Genomic DNA, 17125 nt, shown 5'->3' on the forward strand with positions numbered 1-17125 from the left:
GTCAGGCGTAACGCTTCTGCAGGTTCTCCAGCGTCTTTCGGATGTTGCGACGCTGGAACTGCGGGAACGTCTTGCCGCTGGTGACGATCTTGTCGAACACGAGCGCCAGGGCATCGGGCCATTTCGTTCTGTCGTCGGTCCAGGTTTCGGTGACCTTTGTGCCGCCCGTGACCGGCTCGAAGTCGTATCGCCAGGTTGCGTTCGCGCCCTTCATCTTCGGAGCGCTCTTGCCGATGGCGTGGACGCGGAACTCGAAGGTCTTGCCCGGGTCGGCTGCGGTCACGGTGCAGCGAGTGATCCACTTCGCCCGGCCGCGCTTGTTGGTTCCGTCGAATACCATTCCCACGTAGGCGCTCTCGCGAGGATCGTGCACAGTGGCACCGGTATTTTCGGGACTCCACTGGCCCATCTTGGTGGGGTCGCTGATCGCAGCGTAGAGGGTGTCGGCGTCGGCGTTGACAACGACGCTGTCGGACACTGTGAACTCGCGGCTCATGAGGATGCGCCGTTCTTCAGGCCTGGATGAATACGAGTGAGCATGGGCACCAACAATGTTCGCGGGGTGATCTGGGCGAAGATCGATCCGATGCGGTTGGCGGGCCCGGGGATCGACACCATCCGTCCCTTGGCCATGTCGTCGACGGCGGTCTTGGCCACCGTTTCTGCCGACACCCACATGATCGATGGCAGTGCCTTCTCGGCGTCGTCTTTCGCGAAGCCCGCGGCCTCGCCGAAACCGGTTTGCACCGGTCCAGGGCACAGCGCGGTGGCGGTCACTCCCGTTCCGCGTAATTCTCCGGTCAGAGACTGGGTGTAGGAGAGGACGAACGCCTTGCATGCGCCGTATCCGGCCTGGCCTGGAAGCGGCTGGAACGCGGCGGTGGAGGCCACGTTCAGCAGAGCGCCGCGTCGTCGCTCGGTCATGCCGGGGAGGAATCGAGTGCAGAGATCGGCGACGGCAACCACGTCGACCTCGATCATGTTCATCTCTGCTTCGGGGTCGGATTCGACGACCGGGCCGAGCGTCGACAGCCCGGCGTTGTTCACCAGGATGTCCGGTATCAGTCCGAGTTCGGTGATGCGCCCGAGCAATTCGGCGCGGGCGGTGCGATCGGACAGGTCTGCTGCGAGCACCTCTGCGCGAACTCCCCGCGAGCGGAGCTCGTCCGCAAGCTCGTCGAGCTTGTCGGCGCGGCGGGCGACGAGGGTGACCCCGTGACCTCGGGAGGCGAGTTCGCGAGCGATGGCGGCACCGATTCCGGAAGACGCTCCGGTCACGACGGCAGTCCGGTCGGGTGCGGGGCGAGGGAGGCTCATGCCCCCACCGTAGCGAACGCCCGCTGTGCAACGCATTTGAATCCGGATGAGAGGTTAGCCTAGGGTTACTTTAAAGTCCCTTTGCTTGTCGAAAGGTAACCATGTTCTCTGTTTCACCGACCGGTCGACGGACTGCGCGCCGCGCAACCCTGCTGTCCGCGCTCACGGTGTCGGCCCTTGTGGTCGGTGCGTGTTCGAGTACCGATACCGCTGAGGAACCACAGGCGGGCAGCGACTTCGCGGCCGTCACCATCGATTCGGCGCTGGGTCAGGCCGTCATCGCCGAGAAGCCGGAGCGCATCGTGACGCTCGGCCAGGGCTCGGCCGAAACGGCGATCGCGTTGGGTACCGTCCCGGTGGGCGTCGAGGAGTATTCCTGGGGTGCCGACAACACCGGCTACCTCCCGTGGGTGCACGACGCGGTCACCGAATTGGGTGCCGAGCTTCCTCAGCAGTTCACGGGCGGAACCGAATTGAACATCGAGGCCGTCGCGGCTCTCGAACCGGATCTGATTCTGGCACCGTGGTCCGGCGTCACGCAGGATCAGTTCGACAAGCTCAGTGCCTTCGCCCCGGTGGTCGCCTACGAGGAGAAGCCGTGGACCACGACGTGGCAGGACCAGATCACCGTCATCGGCAAGGCCATGGGCGAGGAGCAGAAGGCGGCGGATGAGATCGACAAGATCGAGGACCGCTTCGCCGACGCTGCCGCCCAGCACCCCGAGTATTCGGACGTGAGCTTCTCTTACATCTACAACACCGGCCCCGGAACGCTCGGAGTGTTCCTCGCCGACGAGCAGCGCGTCGCGATGGTCCGCGGCCTCGGGCTGCAGGTCGATCCGGTGGTGAACACGCTCGACGAGACTGAGGGCACCGACTCATCCGTGATCGGCTTGGAGAACGCGAATCTGTTGAACGACTCCGATCTGATCTTCACCTTCTACTCCGATCCGCAGAACCGCACCGACACCGAAAATCAGCCTGCGTACAAGCAGATTCCGGCCGTGTCCCGCGGTTCGGTCGTTGCGCCGACGGATCAGTCCTTCGTCACCGGGTCGTCGATCATCAACCCGCTGACAGTGCCGTGGGCACTCGAGCGCTACGTGCCGATGATCGACGAGGCTGTTGCGAAGGTCGACGCCGGCATGTCTTCGACCAATTGAGCGGAGCGTAGAAGAGACGGTTGATCTCGACCCCATCGAGTCGCAGGCGGTGCAGAAAGCCCACGGCGGTCTACTCGAATCAATCTGTTGAGCAATCTCTTCCAGCCCCGCACCGTGTTCTCGGTGCGGGGCTGGTGTGCGTTCAGGTGGTTATGCGATGTGGGGGCCGGCTCGGGCGTGGGATTGTCGGGGTTGTCTGTAGGGGTCGACGGATGCCGGGGGTACGAACCAGGGGTGTTGATCGCTGCCGATGAACACTTCCCAATCGGAGTGGTGGATGAGTCGGTGATGAAATCCGCACAGGAGGACGAGGTTGTTCATGTCGGTGGGGCCACCATCGGCCCAGTGCCAGATGTGGTGACCTTCGGTCCAGGCGGCGGGTTTTCCGCAGCCGGGGAACGCACAGCCGTGATCGCGGGCCGTCAAGGCGCGTTTCTGTTTCGCGGTGACGGTACGGGCGGTGCGGGCGAGGTTGAGTGGGTTGCCGTTCTCGTCCATGACGATGGCGGTGAGAAGGCAATCGCAGGCGAGTTGGCGAGAGGTGTTGCGGGAGAGGGGTCCCATCCACGGTAGCCACCCGACCGACGTGCCGTCACCGAACAAGTCGCGATACGCGCCGCGATCCGGGCTCGGTCCGGCAGCGCTGTCGGTCTCGAGTTCATTCGCCGCGTCCGACTCGGTCGGGTCGGATCGTATTGGGTCGGAGTGGATCGGGTTGCCGGCGTCGATGTCCACCGGGTCGGCTGGATCGGCGTTGTCGGATTCTGCTGCAGCGCGGGTGGTTTCGTCGTCGGTGATGTCGTCGCTGTTCTGACCGCTCAGGCTCTGGAGGTCCTGCAACCGGATGTGGAGGTTGATGTGGGGTCTCTCTCCGCCTTCGGTGGGGCGATCCTTCGAGGCGAGGTAGTGGTCGAGGATCTGCCCGAATGCGTCGGCGCGTCGCCTCGCAGGACTGCGTTCGTCGGGGGTGCCGTCGGCTGCGGGCCGAGGTTCGGTCAGCGGTGAGAGTGCGGTGAAGAGCTTTTCTGCGGTGACGGCATCGAAGTCGGCCTTGAGGCACAGGCGTTGGTTGAGCATCTTCGATGCGAACAGTTCGTTGCGGTCGGTGTCCTCAGGGGGCGGCTTGTCGCTGCCGTAGGTGTCTTCGAGTTTGGTGATCGCTTCACGGATCTTGTCGGTGCGTGCCCCAGGCCCGGTGGCGGCGGCGATCATCGCGGTGCGGGCGATGTCGCGACCCTCTTGCGGGAGGTTCTTCGGTGGTGTTTCAGCGAAGGTGAGGATCAGGGCGGCGTGGTCGACGGACATGACGCCGGTGTTGACGGCGTCGGCGATGTCGGGGAAGTTCTTCAGTCCGCGGGCGAGGGCAACGATCTTGGTGGCTTTGCTGGGGGTGAGGAGGGTGGTGGAGGTGAGCCACCCTGCGGGGCCGGGGAAGCCGAGCTTCTCCCGGCTGACGCGAATGTCGATGTCGGCGACGAGGGCGATCCGCCGGGCTTCGAGCAGTTGGATTCGGTGGGAGACATCAGCAGCGTCGGCGAGGAGTTCGCTTTCGCTCAGTTGCCAGATCTCCGTCGTCATGGACCAAGTGTATCGAACGTGTGTTCGATACACAATGATGGTGCAATCGAAAACTATTGCCCTGCATAAGGATTCGGGAACCGAAACCTGTCAGTGGTCCGTGGTAGAGGCTCGATCTCCCCGACGATCGCACCAGGCCGCCATTCTGCGGCGACAGGAGCTGTGGAACACGGCCGGCTCCCGTGTCAGCGCCTCAGTAATAGTGGTGCGCGTTGCGCAGTCGATACCAACAGAGACCACTCGACAGGGTCCGGCCGTGCACAATTTGCCGGGGCGCGTCAGTACACCTCGCGTTGACGTTCCTGTTCCAGCACCTGCTCGAGGTCGTTCAATCGGTTCATCGACGACACTTGTCGCGCGGTGCGGTGGTTCAGTGCCAGCATCTCGCGGTGTCGGTGGACGAAGGCCCAGTAGCCGGCGGTGAAGGGGCAGGCGTCGTCACCCAGCCTCTTTTTCGGATTGAATTCGCATGTGCCGCAGTAGTCGGTCATGCGGTTCAGATACGCCCCGCCCGAGGCGTAGGGCTTGGTCGCGATCAGTCCGCCGTCCGCGTGCTGGCTCATGCCGATGACGTTCACCGGCATCACCCAGGCGAATCCGTCGACGAATGCCGTGGCGAACCACTCGGTCAACGCTCGTGGGTCCCAGGCATGTTGCAGCGCAAAGTTTCCCAGGATCATCAGCCGCGGAATGTGGTGCACCCAGCCGCGGTCGCGTACGCCGTCGACGGTACTGGACAGGCATTTCGCCACCACGGCGTCGCCGTCCAACTCGAGTAGCCAATCCGGCAGTGGCTCATGGGCTTCGAGTTTGTTCCGTTCGAGGTATTCCGGCCCCATATGCCAGTAGAGGTGCCACACGTATTCGCGCCAACCGAGTATTTGACGAACGAATCCCTCCACGCTCGCCAGCGGGGTGCCGTCGCGATGGGCGTCCTCGGCGGCGTGCGCCACATCCAATGGCTGCAGCAGACCGAGGTTGAGTGGGACCGACAACAGCGAGTGCGACATCGTCCAGTCGTCGGCCATCACCGCGTCCTCGTATTTGCCGAAGTCGTCCAAGCGGTAATTCACGAAGTGCGACAACGCTTCCGAGGACTCGGAAGCGGTCACCGCGAACACTCGGGGCCCGTCGACTCCGACTGTGTCCAGCTCCCACGTATCGAGATCGGCACGCACCTCGTCGTCGATGGCATCCTCGGTCGGCCACCATGGTTCTTCCACGCCCAGGGTCAGCCGACCTTTCGGGGGTGGCGACTGATTCTCAGCGTCGAGGTTCCATTTGCCCGAGACCGGGTCGGCACCGTCCATCAGTACATCGAATCGTTTGCGCTGCTCGCGGTAGAACGTCTCCATGCGGAAGGTGCCGCGCTCGGCCGCCCAGTCGGCGAACTCGGCCCGGGGGAGCGCGAACATCGGCGTCGGCAGAATTTCCGAGACCAGACCCTCCTCGTGCAAGGCAGCGACGAACTTCTCCGCCGCGTGCGAGGTGGGCTCGAACACCACCACGGGCTTGCCGTACTCGGCCAGGGCTTCGCGATACGTCTCGGTCTGCAGATAAGTGACGCGATCACCCAGTTCGTCGGCCAGATGACGCATCCCCGACAGCACGAGATGGAGCTTCTGTCGGTGGTATCGCCGACGGCGGAACACGCGCCGGGACTCGATCATCAGCACGTCTCGCTCGGCATGCTCGTCCACGGAGTGGAAGTGCGGGCCGAGCTGATCACCGAACAACCACAGAGCGTCCATTCTCGGAGTGTGCTCCCGCAGCGACGACGGCAAACCAGCGTCCGCAGCATGGCCGGCTGGTGAACACTGTGGCCGACCCAGGCGCGCCTTACTTGACCACCGACGATCCATCGCATGGACTGACCCGATGCCCGCTGATTCTGCGCTGTCCAGAAGAACGTTTCTTCGCTCGTCGTCGGTCGCTGTTGCCGTGGCCGGAGTCGTCACGACACTGCCCGCGGTCGCCCACGCCCAGGGCAGCGATCGAGGCTTCCTGCACGGGGTGGCATCGGGAGATCCGTTGCCCGACGCGATCATCCTGTGGACCCGCATCACCCCCACGCCCGACGCCACCCCGGGCTCCGGCGTCGGCCCGCAGGTATCGGTGACCTGGCGCATCGCCCGGAACGTAGACATGAGCGGCGTCGTCGCCTCCGGAACCGTCTCCACCGGCCCCGACGCCGATCACACCGTGAAGGTCGACGTCGACGGCCTCAGCGCAGACACCACGTACTTCTACGATTTCCGCACGAACGACGCGGCGTCGGCCGTCGGGACCACGCACACCGCCCCGGCCAACGATGCCGACATCTCTGCGATGCGTTTCGGCGTCGTCTCGTGCTCCAACTGGGAGTCGGGCTACTTCGGTGCCTATCGTCACCTGGCAGCCAGGGGAGACCTCGACGCCATCGTCCATCTCGGCGACTACATCTACGAGTACGAGACGGGCGGCTTTCCGGGGCGCGACGGCGTCGTCCGGCAGCATTCGCCCACCCACGAGATCGTCACCCTTGCCGACTACCGCCAGCGGCACGGTCAGTACAAGTCCGACCCGGATCTGCAGGCCGCCCACGTCGACGTTCCGTGGATCTGCACGTGGGACGACCACGAGTCGGCCAACGACGCGTACGACGGCGGCGCCGAGAACCACACGCCGGCCACCGAGGGCGATTGGTACACGCGCAAGGCCAACTCCGAGAAGGCCTACTACGAGTGGATGCCGGTCCGCGCAGCAGGCACTGCCACCAACCGTCACCTGTACCGCAGGCTGCGGTTCGGCAACTTGCTCGAACTCTCGATGCTGGACCTGCGCACCTACCGCTCGCAGCAGGTGTTGCCGTTCAACGGCCCCGAGGTCGATTCACCGAACCGCACCATCACCGGTGCCGAGCAGATGCAGTGGCTCACCGACGGCATCGTGTCGTCGCCGACGCAGTGGAAGATCGTCGGCAACCCGGTGATGATCACGCCCACTCTGATCCCACCGCTCGATCGAGACGCAGCCAAGGCCGTCACCTCGCTCCTCGGAATCCCGGAGGGCGGCTTGCCCTACAACGCAGATCCCTGGGACGGATACACGGCCGACCGCCGCAAGCTGCTCGGTGCGATCGTGGACGCAGGCGTCGACAACACGGTCTTCATCACCGGCGACATCCACTCCGCTTGGGCCTGCGAGGTACCCCTCGACGCAGCGCACTACGCAACGACGGAACCGGCTGCCACCGAGCTCGTCGTCACCTCGGTGAGCTCGGCCAACATCGACGATCTGACGCACACTCCGCCGCACACGCTGGGCCGGGTCGCCGAGGAAGCGTTCAAGGCGCTCAACCAGCACGTGAAGTTCGTCGATCTCGACAGTCACGGTTTCGGCGTCTTCGAGGTCACCAAGACGGCGGCTCGGATGGACCACTGGTTCCTCACCGCCAAGGAGGATCCGCGGACCGGCGTGTACTGGGGAGCGGGCTACACCGTCGACTCCGGCACCCAGCGGCTTCGGGCGGCGGCACCGCCACTGGGCTGACCCGCCATACTGGACGGCGTGGCTGTACCGAAAATCGTCCTGTTCTACGTGTTCACTCCGCTGCCAGATCCCGAGGCGATCCGGCTGTGGCAGCAGACGCTGGCCGCGTCCAACAACCTGACCGGACGCATCCTCATCTCCGAACACGGCATCAACGCGACGGTGGGCGGCGACGTCGACGACGTCAAGAGGTACGTCCGCGGCACCCGCAGCTATCCGGCCTTCAAGTCGGCCGACATCAAGTGGTCCGACGGCCTCGGCAACGACTTTCCGCGATTGAGCGTGCGAGTGCGCGACGAGATCGTCACGTTCGGAGCCCCCGGGGAACTGAAGGTCGACACCGACGGCGTGGTCGGCGGTGGCACTCATCTGAGCCCGCAGCAGGTGCACGAGCTCGTCGATTCCCGCGGTGACGACGTGGTTTTCTTCGACGGCCGCAACGCGTTCGAGGCGCAGATCGGCAAGTTCAAGAACGCGGTGGTGCCCGACGTCGAGACGACGAAGGACTTCGTCTCGCAGCTCGATTCCGGTGCCTACGACCATCTCAAGAAGTCCCCGGTGGTCACGTACTGCACCGGGGGAGTGCGGTGTGAGGTGCTGTCCTCGTTGATGGTGGCTCGCGGGTTCGAGGAGGTCTATCAGCTCGACGGCGGAATCGTCCGGTACGCAGAGACTTTCGGCGACGACGCGCTCTGGGAGGGCTCGCTCTTCGTCTTCGACAAGCGGATGGCACAGAACTTCTCCGACCACACCGCCGTCATCGGTCGCTGCAGTGCGTGCGGCAACCCGACGTCGCGTTACCAGGACTTCGACGGTGATGCCGGCCGTGGTTTGCGGTTGATCTGTCTCGACTGCGCCTGAGTGATGCTGCCTTTTCGAGACGGTCTCGCGCCTCTGAGACTGCTTCTACCGCATGGTGATCCGTCCGCGACCATCGTCGAATATCTCGAACGTGAGATGCCCGACGACGATTGGCGTCGGGCAATCGGCGACGCCGAACTGGTGGACGAGAAGAGTCGGCCCATAACTTTGGACACTCGCTACCGCGCCGGCAGTCTGGTGTACTTCTATCGTGTTCCGGCGCAAGAGGTTCCGGTGCCGTTCGAGATCGGCATCCTGCACGAGGACGAAAATCTGCTGGTGGTCGACAAGCCACATTTCCTCGCCACCATCCCGCGTGGTCGGCACGTCACCGAAACCGCGACCGTGCGGCTGCGCAAGCAGTTCGACTGCCCCGACCTCACGCCCGCGCATCGACTCGATCGCGCCACCGCTGGAGTGCTGCTCTTCACCAAGACCAAGCATGCCCGACGGCCGTATCAGGAACTCTTCTCGACGCGCAACGTCACCAAGGAATACGAGGCCGTCGCGGAATTCGATGCAGCACTGCAGTTTCCGTGCTTCGTGCAGAGCAGGATCCTCAAGGAACACGGTGTCATGACGGCGTACGAGGAGCCGGGGGAGCCGAACAGTGAAACCAGAATCGAGCTCATCGACACTTTCGGCGACCTCGCCCGCTATCGACTCTTCCCCAAGACGGGTAAGACCCATCAGCTGCGAATCCATCTGTCGTCGTTGGGGATTCCCATCGTCAACGATCCGTACTATCCGGTGTACACATCGACTCCCGCCGACGACTTCACTCGGCCGTTGCAACTCCTGGCCCGGGCACTGGACTTCACCGACCCGCTGACCGGCGAACAGCGGCGATTCGCGAGCGCCCGAGAACTCCAGCTCTGACGCCCAGGAATCGTTCGTTCGGACGATGGTGACAATTCGGGCGCGAGGTTTTTAGCGTGACGAGCAGATATGTCCGATGGAAGAACAGAGGAGAACTGCGTGAAGCGTCGTATTGCTGTTGTGTTGGGAGCTGCCGTCATCGCTATAGCGTCGCCGGCGGTAGCCGTGGCCGATACCGGAAGCGCGAGCACCGGTAGCGCGAACGGAGTGTCGAGCTTGTTCTCGGATCTGTCCCGGTTGTGGGAGGCCTGCTCGGTGACCATCTTCACCGGTCAGTGCACCGGAATCGTCGCAACGGACGTGACCTACTGGTAGCGCACGCCCTGTACTGAACCCCCAACCGACAAACCCCCCTGCACCGACAAACGCGCGCGCGTTCGCCGGACGCTCGCGGAACAGGTAACCATTCCGCTCGCATCCAGCAAACGCGCGCGCGTGTGCGTGGAGCCTGAGCCCTACTTGGCCAGCGACCGCGCCATTCCGCGTTCGACGGCGGCGACCAGCTGCGGTCGCAGTTCGGCAGCGGGGACGATGTGGTGCACCGATCCGACGCTCTGTGCGCGCTGGATGTTGTGGATGGCCTCGAATTCGGCTGCCACCTCACCCAGTTTGGCGTTGCGGGCGTTCGCTCGCACGGTGGCCAGCTCGACGCGCAGAGCCGAGCGGGTGGCGTCGTCCTCGGCTGCGTTCAGTCGTGCTTCGAGCTCCTTGACGTCGGCGTCCGCTGCGGTGCGGGCGTTGACGTCGCGGGTGAACACCACTGCGGCTGCCGGGGCACCGCCGAGTACGGAGGCGAAGGAGCCCTCGACCGCGAGGACCTCCATGTTGTCGTTGAGTGCTCCGGAGAACACCACGAACGCGCCGCCGTGGTAGCGCGAGACGACACAGAACACGACCGGTCCGTCGAAGTTGACGATGGCGCGGCCGATTTCGGCGCCGTATTCGAGCTGGATGTTGCGCAGCGATTCCGGTGATCCGTCGAAGCCGGAGAGGTTGGCCAGCACCACGATCGGCCGGCTTCCGCTGGCAGCGTTGATGGCGCGTGCCGTCTTCTTCGACGAGTTCGGGAACAGGGTTCCCGAGGTCCACTGATCGGGGCCGTCGGACGGGAACCAGCCCTTGCGGGGGATGGCTCGCGATTCGATACCGATCACACTGACCGGGATTCCGGCGAGGTGGGCGTCGAACACCACCGAAGTGTCGGCGTCGGCCATGTCGGCCCACCGCTCGAGCACCGAGTGGTCCTGGTCGACCACGGCGCGCATCACGGTGCGAATGTCGAACGGCTTCTTGCGGTCCGGGTTGGTGACCGAGGAGAAGATGTCGCCGACGGTGGTGAAGTCGCTGGACGGGTGCACGTGCGGGTAGGTGCGCACGTCACGCTCGGTGGGATCGGCGGTGGCTGCACGGCGTGGGAAGCGTTCTCCCGGTGCGGCATACGCGTGATCGTAGTGGGCGAACAGGATGTCGCATGCGGCCCGCAGGTTCGGTGCCCAGTACTGCGCCTGGCCGTTGGGGCCCATGACGCGGTCGTAGCCACCGATACCGAAGTTGTCCTCGGCCGAGACGCCGCCGGAGTAGTCCAGGGACTGCTTTCCGGTGAGCACCATCGCACTGTCGGGGGTCATCACCAGGATGCCCTTGGTGTGGGTGAGCATGGTGGCTTCGGCGTTCCAGTACGGCTGCGCGCCGACGTTGATGCCTGCGACGACGATGTTGATCTCTCCGCCGGCCTGGGTGAAGGTGATGATGCGGCGCAGTCCGCGCGAGACCCAGTCCATGTTCTCGGTGCCTGATTCCATGGAAATCGTTGCGCCGGAGGACAATGCAAACCATTCGACGGGGGCACCGAGTTGTTCGGCGAGGTCGATGGCCGCAACGATCCGCGAGCACTCCGCCTCGGCGACGGTGCCGAGCGCCTTGGTGGGGTCACCGAAGAGTGCGACGCGGGTGATGCCCTCGGGGTACTTGGCGGTCGGGGTGGTGGCCACACCGACGATGACGCCCGCGGAGTTGCGGCCGTAGGGACGATCGACCGGGGCGAGCACGCCGTCTGCGTCGAAGTCGTACTCGGTGAACGTGCCGCCGTTGCTGCTGAGCAACGGAATCAGCTCGTACGGGTACACGGTGCCGCGGGCCTGGGACCGCTGCACCTTCTGGGTGTATTCGTCCAGTGGGCGCATCGGCTCGGTCGGCGGCGGGGTGACCTTGGCGACGATGCCGGCACCGGACCGGTACGACAGGCGCAGAGCCACCTCGCGCGGCGTCGCGCCCGGTGTTTCGGCCAGGCGTGCGATCAGCGTGATCTCTTCGAGTCCGGCTCCGATGGTCAGCGGCGCGATGTGCCGGGCGATGGTGGCGATGCGGTCGGCGGGCACGTTCAGTACCGGCCAGACGTAGAGCACGACGCGGTTGGCGTCGAGACGCTTCTTGCCGCGTCCGGCCTGTGCGCGGCGGATGCCGTCGAGGCAGGCTGCGACGGTTCGTTCGATCTCCGGCACGGCGACGATGTTTCCGGCGTCGTCCAATTGTGTTGTGATGCCGCGGATCTCGGCGAGGGCGACGAGTCGCTCGTCCGACGGGTTGGCCTTGGACGTCAGGTGGAACAGGTAGGTCCCGGCGCTGGCGGGCAGGCGAACTCCGTCGAAGTTCTTCAGTCGCCACAGGTCGAGTCGTTGACCGGTGAGTGGGTGCATGTCCCGGATGATGGTGTCCTCGGCGAGGGGCTCGGATCCCTCGACCGTGGTGCGGCGGTACGTCATCTTTCGCGTGACCGCGCCGAACACGGTGACCGTGACCCGGCGCCAGCGGCCGGACCCGGAGTGGGCGGCCAGAACTTCCTGCAGACGGGCCGAGAGCACGTCGCCGTCGGCGGGGGCGTCCGGCCACGACAGGTACAGGTCGACGGCCAGGTTTTCCGGCGACGGGCCGGCGATGTCCTCGACAGCGTCGAGAGTCGTTGCGAGGGAATCGAAGTCCGTCGCGGTCGAGATCAGATGCAGTCGTTCGCCCGAGAGCTCGAAGTTGCCGGTAACGAAGTGCTTACCGTCGCGGTCGAAGGCCTTGACATCCTCGAGGGTGCGAATTTCGTAGTACTGACGGGTGATCACCTCGAGCAGAGCACCGGGATCGGTGATCCGTTGTGCCAGAAGCTCGATCAGCGGTTCCGGTGTCGCCACGAGAGCGGCTACACGAGCCGAGTAGTCGGCTGCGTCGGGGTTCTCGGCCAGGTACTGCAGGCTGCCACGGACACCGTCGTAGACCTTCTCGCGCGCGATCCGGATCTGCGGCTCGTCGAACAACCGGAAGCGCAGGTTGCGGGCGACGTCGCCGATGACGGGGTAGCGGGCCTGAGTGGCGCCGATGAGGCGCTCGAGTACCTCGGCCATGGCCGGGGTGGCCTCGGGCTGGGCGGAGGAGTCGCTGAGCCAGTGGCCGAGGAGGGCCGCGATCACCGGAACCTGGTTCTCCATGCGCTGCAGGGCGAGGAAGACACGGTAGACGGCCTCTTCGAGAGCCGGGGTTCGGCCCTCGTCGATGGCGGCGTCGTAGTGCGCGAGCGCGCGAGTGAGCTTGGCGCGGAACGACTCCGGCAGACCCTGGACGTCCGCGTCGAGCGAGTGCAGGAACGAGTGGAAGTGCTCGCGGGGGGAGTGGACTCGCTCGTCGTTGTTCTCCTCGTCCATCGTCGGACGGTTGCGGGAGAGCTCGCAGATGTCGGCGAAGGTGTTCAGCAACGCCAGTTCGGCGGTGACCAGCTCCGAATCGTCGCGTGGCACCTCGGCACGCAGAGTCTCGTAGGTGGACAACAGGTTTCGAGCCCGGGCACCGCTGACGTCGAAGCCGGTGATGAGGGCTGCAAGTTCGTCGAGCCGATCCAGTGCGCGACGCTGCGGCGAGCGCTGCGCGGCGTCGTCGACGCCACGGAACTGCACCCGAGGTGCCTGCTCGGATACTTTCTGTTCTCCGGCCTGATCGACGCGCAGCAGTGCAGCTCCCGCGTCGACCTGTCCGTTGACCGAGGCCAGGACCTCACGCACGGTGCCCGCGTACGGGGACCGGACGGCAGTTTCCATCTTCATCGATTCGAGGACGACGAGGGTCTGTCCTGCTTCGACCTCGTCGCCGACGGCGACCGGGACGGCGACGACGACAGCGGGTGCAGGCGCGCGGACCAGCCCGGCCTCGTCCTGGGAGATCTGATGGCTGATGCCGTCGACCTCGACGAGGAAGTGGGCGGCTCCGGCGACGGTGACCACCTGGTAGCGGCGGTCACCGATGACGAGGCGGCTCTCGTAGGTGCCGAGGCGCTCGACGTCGACCTGCAGTTCGCCGATGCCGTCGCTCTCGATGCTGTAGCGGTGAGTACCGGTCTGGCCGACCTCGAGCTTGTAGGCCTGGCCCTGGTAGTTCAGCTCGACGGTTCGGCCGATGGCGTGTGTCGCGCGTGGGCGCCCGCCGCGTGCGGAGTTGAGGAACGAGGTGCGTTCGCGGCCTTCTTCGGCGTCGTAGGCGTCGATCGCTGCGGCGATGATGGCGATGTCGGCGACGGCGGTCGGCCCCACCTGGGAACCGGCTTCGGTGCGGTCGAGCCAGCCGGTGTCGGCGGAGGCGGAGATGACTTCCTCGCGGTCGAGCAGGCTGAGCAGGAACGACTTGGTGGTGGTGCCGCCGTCGATGACGACCGTGGTCTCGCGCAGTGCGTTGCGCAGTCTCGCCAGCGCTTCGCTGCGGTCGCGGCCCCAGGCGATGACCTTGGCGACCATGGAGTCGTAGTCGGGTGGGATGACGTCGCCCTGGGCGATGCCGGTGTCGACGCGGATGCCGGTGCCGAGGGGGAACTTGAGCAGCTCGACGGTGCCGGGGGCCGGTGCGAAGCCGTTGTCGGCGTCCTCGGCGTTGAGGCGGGCCTCGACGGCGTGACCGAACTCGGGCGGGCAGTCGCCGGGCAGTGCCTGGCCGTCGGCGACGAGGATCTGCAGCTTCACCAGGTCGATGCCGGTGGTGTATTCGGTGATCGGGTGCTCGACCTGGAGGCGGGTGTTGACCTCGAGGAAGGTGAAGATTTTCTGCTCGGGTTGGTAGAGGTACTCCACGGTGCCCGCGCCCTGATATCCGGCTGCCTTGACCAGCTCGGCCGAGGCCGTGCGCAGCTGATCGGACTGTTCCTTGGTCAGCAGCGGGGAGCTGGACTCCTCGATGACTTTCTGGTTGCGACGCTGAATCGAGCAGTCGCGCACACCGGGGGCCCACACGTTGCCGTGACTGTCGGCGATGACCTGGACCTCGACGTGCCGGGCGTCGGTGACCAGACGCTCGAGGAACACGACGGGGTCGCCGAACGAGCGCTCGGCCTCACCCTGGGTGCGTTCGAGGGACAGTTCGAGTTCGTCCTCGTGGAAGACCTTGCGGATACCGCGGCCACCGCCGCCCGAGCGGGCCTTGATGATCAACGGGTAGCCGATCGCCGCGGCGTGCCGACGGGCGTCGGCGCGGGTCTCGACGGGGCCGCCGGACCACGGTGCAACGGGAACGCCGACTTTCTCGGCGAGAATCTTGGCCTCGACCTTGTCGCCCAGCAGGCGCATCGCGTCCGCGGACGGGCCGATGAAGGTGATGTTCAAGCGGGCGACCAGGTCGGCGAACGTCGGGTCCTCGGCGACGAAGCCCCAGCCGACCCATACGGCGTCGGCCCCGGATTCCACCAGTGCCGCTTCCAGCACGCCGTAATCGAGGTAGGCCGAACCGCTCGCAGGCTTACGCAGCGTGACCGCTTCGTCGGCCAGGCGGACGAACATGGCCCGCTTCTCGGCCTCGGTGTGCAGCGCTACGGTGCGGATGCCGTAATCGTGTTCGGCGTTGAGCTCTCGGACGGCTCGGATCAGCCGTACTGCTGCCTCGCCTCGGTTGACTACTGCAATCCGCTTGAACAACGTATCTCTCTTCGCTCGGTGTAGGCGCACATCGCGTCTGTGCACTCGATGGGAGGTGGGTCCGGCTGGGCATGTCCGTTTGATGGTTGTCGGGTCGTTCCGCAGGCTCCGGTCCTGCGCCCATGCAGCACTCCGGTCGACTTATTCTAGCGGCAACCGGGCCCTGTGCCGTGCCAACGGCGTTCGGGTTGAGTGTGATTGATCACGAACGAGCCAATTCAATTCTGTGACAACGCATTCCGTACTGGACATTTTCTTTACTCTGCCTCACATCGGATTCGTACTCACGAGTAGCGTTGTCGGGAAGCATAATTCGTGATTCCTCACCATCTCTGGCTACCGGCGAGTACATTACCGACGGGTACAGGTCGACGAAGGCGGTTTCGGACGAGCAGCAGGTTGCCGAGGAGGCGTTCATCCGGTGTGTCCGACGCTCTTGTCCGGTATCCGCAACGCGTTGACCCACAGCCTCGTCGCAGTGGCGAGCAGCGCCTCGTAGTCGGCGTCGGGATTGCCGTCCTCGGCGTCGACGACGAAGTGGTTGAACGCGAGACGACTGATCATCGACGACAACGCGCGGGAGGCGAGCAGGGGATCGAGGTCGGTATCCGCCACGCCGCGTTTCTGCAGGCTCTCGATACTGCGTGCGTTGCGTCGAACGAACGCGTCGGCGCGTTCGCGGCGCAGGCGGCGAAAGTCGGGATCGATGTTGGAGACCTGCTCGAGCAGTGCCATCAGCTTGGCGTTGCGCCGATATGCCTCGAAGTACGCCCGGTTGCTGGCTGCGATCACGGCAGCGGGATCGTCGTGCGGGTCCACCCGTTCCGTGCCGGGGTGCAGCATGTCGTCCCTGGCCTGTTCGAGCACCGCGGCCAGAATCTCTTCCTTGCTGGTGAAATACGTGTAGAAGGTCCCAGCCGAGCAGTGCGCGGCTCTGGTGATGTCGATCAGCCGGGAGTCGAGGTAGCCGCTGTCCTCGAACACGCGTCGGGCGGCTGCCACCAAGGCGGATCGGGTCCGTAGCCCGCGCTGGGTCGTCGGCCGGCGAGTCGGCTGCTCCCCTTCGGACACCGGTGCGGCAGGCATTCAGTCTTTATACGTCATCGCTCACCGCCGTCGGGTCGAACCAGCCGGGTGAACCGCACGCCGCTGTCGAACTGGCGTGAGTGCAGATGCTCGAACCGTCGTGCGATCGGCGGCTCGGGTCCGGTCTCGGGCGCGAACAGCCCGATGCCTCGGCCGAGCACGACGGGATAGACCTTGAGAAACAGCTCGTCTATCTCGTCGACGAGCTGCCCCGCGAGGTGGCCGCCGCCGCAGAGCCACACGTCGGCGTCGCTGTCCTCGGCTTTGAGTTCTCGAACCAGGTCGATCGGGTTCCGGCCGACGATCGGCTCGGTCGGGTCCGTCGCGGCAGGCAACGTGTGGGAGAGCACGTACTGCCGCAGATGGGGGTACGGGCTGGTGATGCCGATGTCGAGTGCGGGTTGCAGGGTCGCCCGGCCCATCACCACGGTGTCGAACCGCGCCGGCGGGGAATCGATGCCGAGTGCGGCGCGGACGTGCACCGGCAGCGTCTCGGGCAGCTCGGTCACGATGGCCTCGAGGTGATCACCCTCGGTCGCGAAGCAGTCGTAGGTGCCGTCGGGCGCGGCGATGAATCCGTCGAGTGTGACGGCGATGTAGTAGACCAGCTTGCGCATACGACGCTCCTGCGATCGGCGGCCGACGCGTGTCCGGACGGGCCGCGTTTTCTGTTGTTGTTCCAAGCAACCAAGTCGGTCTTTGTGACCGAACACTAGAACGCATTCTGTGTGCTCGGACCCCGGTGAACAACTGCTTTTCAACGGCTACTGTGACGCG

Annotated in this window: 12 protein-coding genes; 5 read left to right on the top strand and 7 right to left on the bottom strand. The window is 65.2% G+C overall.

Annotated elements, in window-relative coordinates; all coding sequences use genetic code 11:
- Window position 1: 1 nt before the first annotated feature.
- On the bottom strand, window positions 2-496 hold the full coding sequence (locus tag JLZ96_RS21875) for an SRPBCC family protein (RefSeq protein ID WP_201011234.1): 495 nt from the start codon (window positions 494-496) through the stop codon (window positions 2-4).
- A complete protein-coding gene (locus tag JLZ96_RS21880; protein ID WP_201011235.1) occupies window positions 493-1317 on the bottom strand; it encodes an SDR family oxidoreductase in 825 nt (274 codons plus the stop codon). Before JLZ96_RS21880 ends, JLZ96_RS21875 begins: the two co-directional genes overlap by 4 nt.
- Before the next feature lie 101 nt (window positions 1318-1418).
- Between JLZ96_RS21880 and JLZ96_RS21885 the strand changes: the two genes are divergently transcribed.
- Window positions 1419-2480, top strand: coding sequence for an iron-siderophore ABC transporter substrate-binding protein (locus JLZ96_RS21885; RefSeq protein ID WP_201011236.1), 1062 nt, complete (start codon window positions 1419-1421; stop codon window positions 2478-2480).
- 150 nt (window positions 2481-2630) lie between these two features.
- Here the strand turns inward: JLZ96_RS21885 and JLZ96_RS21890 are convergent, their stop codons facing one another.
- Together JLZ96_RS21890 and JLZ96_RS21895 are read right to left on the bottom strand one after the other, a co-directional pair.
- On the bottom strand, window positions 2631-4058 hold the full coding sequence (locus tag JLZ96_RS21890) for an HNH endonuclease signature motif containing protein (protein ID WP_201011237.1): 1428 nt from the start codon (window positions 4056-4058) through the stop codon (window positions 2631-2633).
- 278 nt (window positions 4059-4336) lie between these two features.
- Window positions 4337-5809 (bottom strand): cryptochrome/photolyase family protein, encoded by a 1473-nt coding sequence (locus JLZ96_RS21895; RefSeq protein ID WP_201011238.1) that lies wholly within the window; start codon window positions 5807-5809, stop codon window positions 4337-4339.
- A 127-nt stretch (window positions 5810-5936) separates the two neighbouring features.
- On the opposite strand from JLZ96_RS21895, the gene JLZ96_RS21900 reads away from it, so the two are divergent.
- The 4 genes from JLZ96_RS21900 to JLZ96_RS21915 all read left to right on the top strand — a co-directional run bounded on the left by JLZ96_RS21900 (window position 5937) and on the right by JLZ96_RS21915 (window position 9644).
- Complete coding sequence (locus JLZ96_RS21900; RefSeq protein WP_201011239.1) at window positions 5937-7589, top strand: alkaline phosphatase; 1653 nt, start codon at window positions 5937-5939, stop codon at window positions 7587-7589.
- An 18-nt stretch (window positions 7590-7607) separates the two neighbouring features.
- Window positions 7608-8450, top strand: coding sequence for a rhodanese-related sulfurtransferase (locus tag JLZ96_RS21905; RefSeq protein ID WP_048315819.1), 843 nt, complete (start codon window positions 7608-7610; stop codon window positions 8448-8450).
- Window positions 8451-8453: 3 nt separating this feature from the next.
- The gene (locus JLZ96_RS21910; RefSeq protein ID WP_201011269.1) at window positions 8454-9329 is read left to right on the top strand and encodes a pseudouridine synthase; all 876 of its coding nucleotides are present in this window, start codon (window positions 8454-8456) and stop codon (window positions 9327-9329) included.
- A 99-nt stretch (window positions 9330-9428) separates the two neighbouring features.
- Entirely contained in the window at window positions 9429-9644 is a 216-nt protein-coding gene (locus tag JLZ96_RS21915) for a hypothetical protein (protein ID WP_032383864.1), read from the top strand.
- 140 nt (window positions 9645-9784) lie between these two features.
- On the opposite strand, the gene JLZ96_RS21920 is transcribed toward JLZ96_RS21915, so the two are convergent.
- From JLZ96_RS21920 to JLZ96_RS21930, 3 genes are all read right to left on the bottom strand, one after another.
- Complete coding sequence (locus tag JLZ96_RS21920; RefSeq protein ID WP_032389984.1) at window positions 9785-15262, bottom strand: carboxyl transferase domain-containing protein; 5478 nt, start codon at window positions 15260-15262, stop codon at window positions 9785-9787.
- 414 nt (window positions 15263-15676) lie between these two features.
- Entirely contained in the window at window positions 15677-16348 is a 672-nt protein-coding gene (locus JLZ96_RS21925; RefSeq protein ID WP_032371643.1) for a TetR/AcrR family transcriptional regulator, read from the bottom strand.
- A gap of 14 nt (window positions 16349-16362) precedes the next feature.
- Window positions 16363-16965, bottom strand: a complete 603-nt coding sequence (locus JLZ96_RS21930) for a dihydrofolate reductase family protein (protein WP_201011240.1) — start codon at window positions 16963-16965, stop codon at window positions 16363-16365.
- Between the last annotated feature and the right edge of the window lie 160 nt (window positions 16966-17125).

The sequence above is a fragment of the Rhodococcus sp. NKCM2511 genome, from assembly GCF_014905595.1.
Taxonomy (GTDB): Bacteria; Actinomycetota; Actinomycetes; order Mycobacteriales; family Mycobacteriaceae; genus Rhodococcoides; species Rhodococcoides fascians.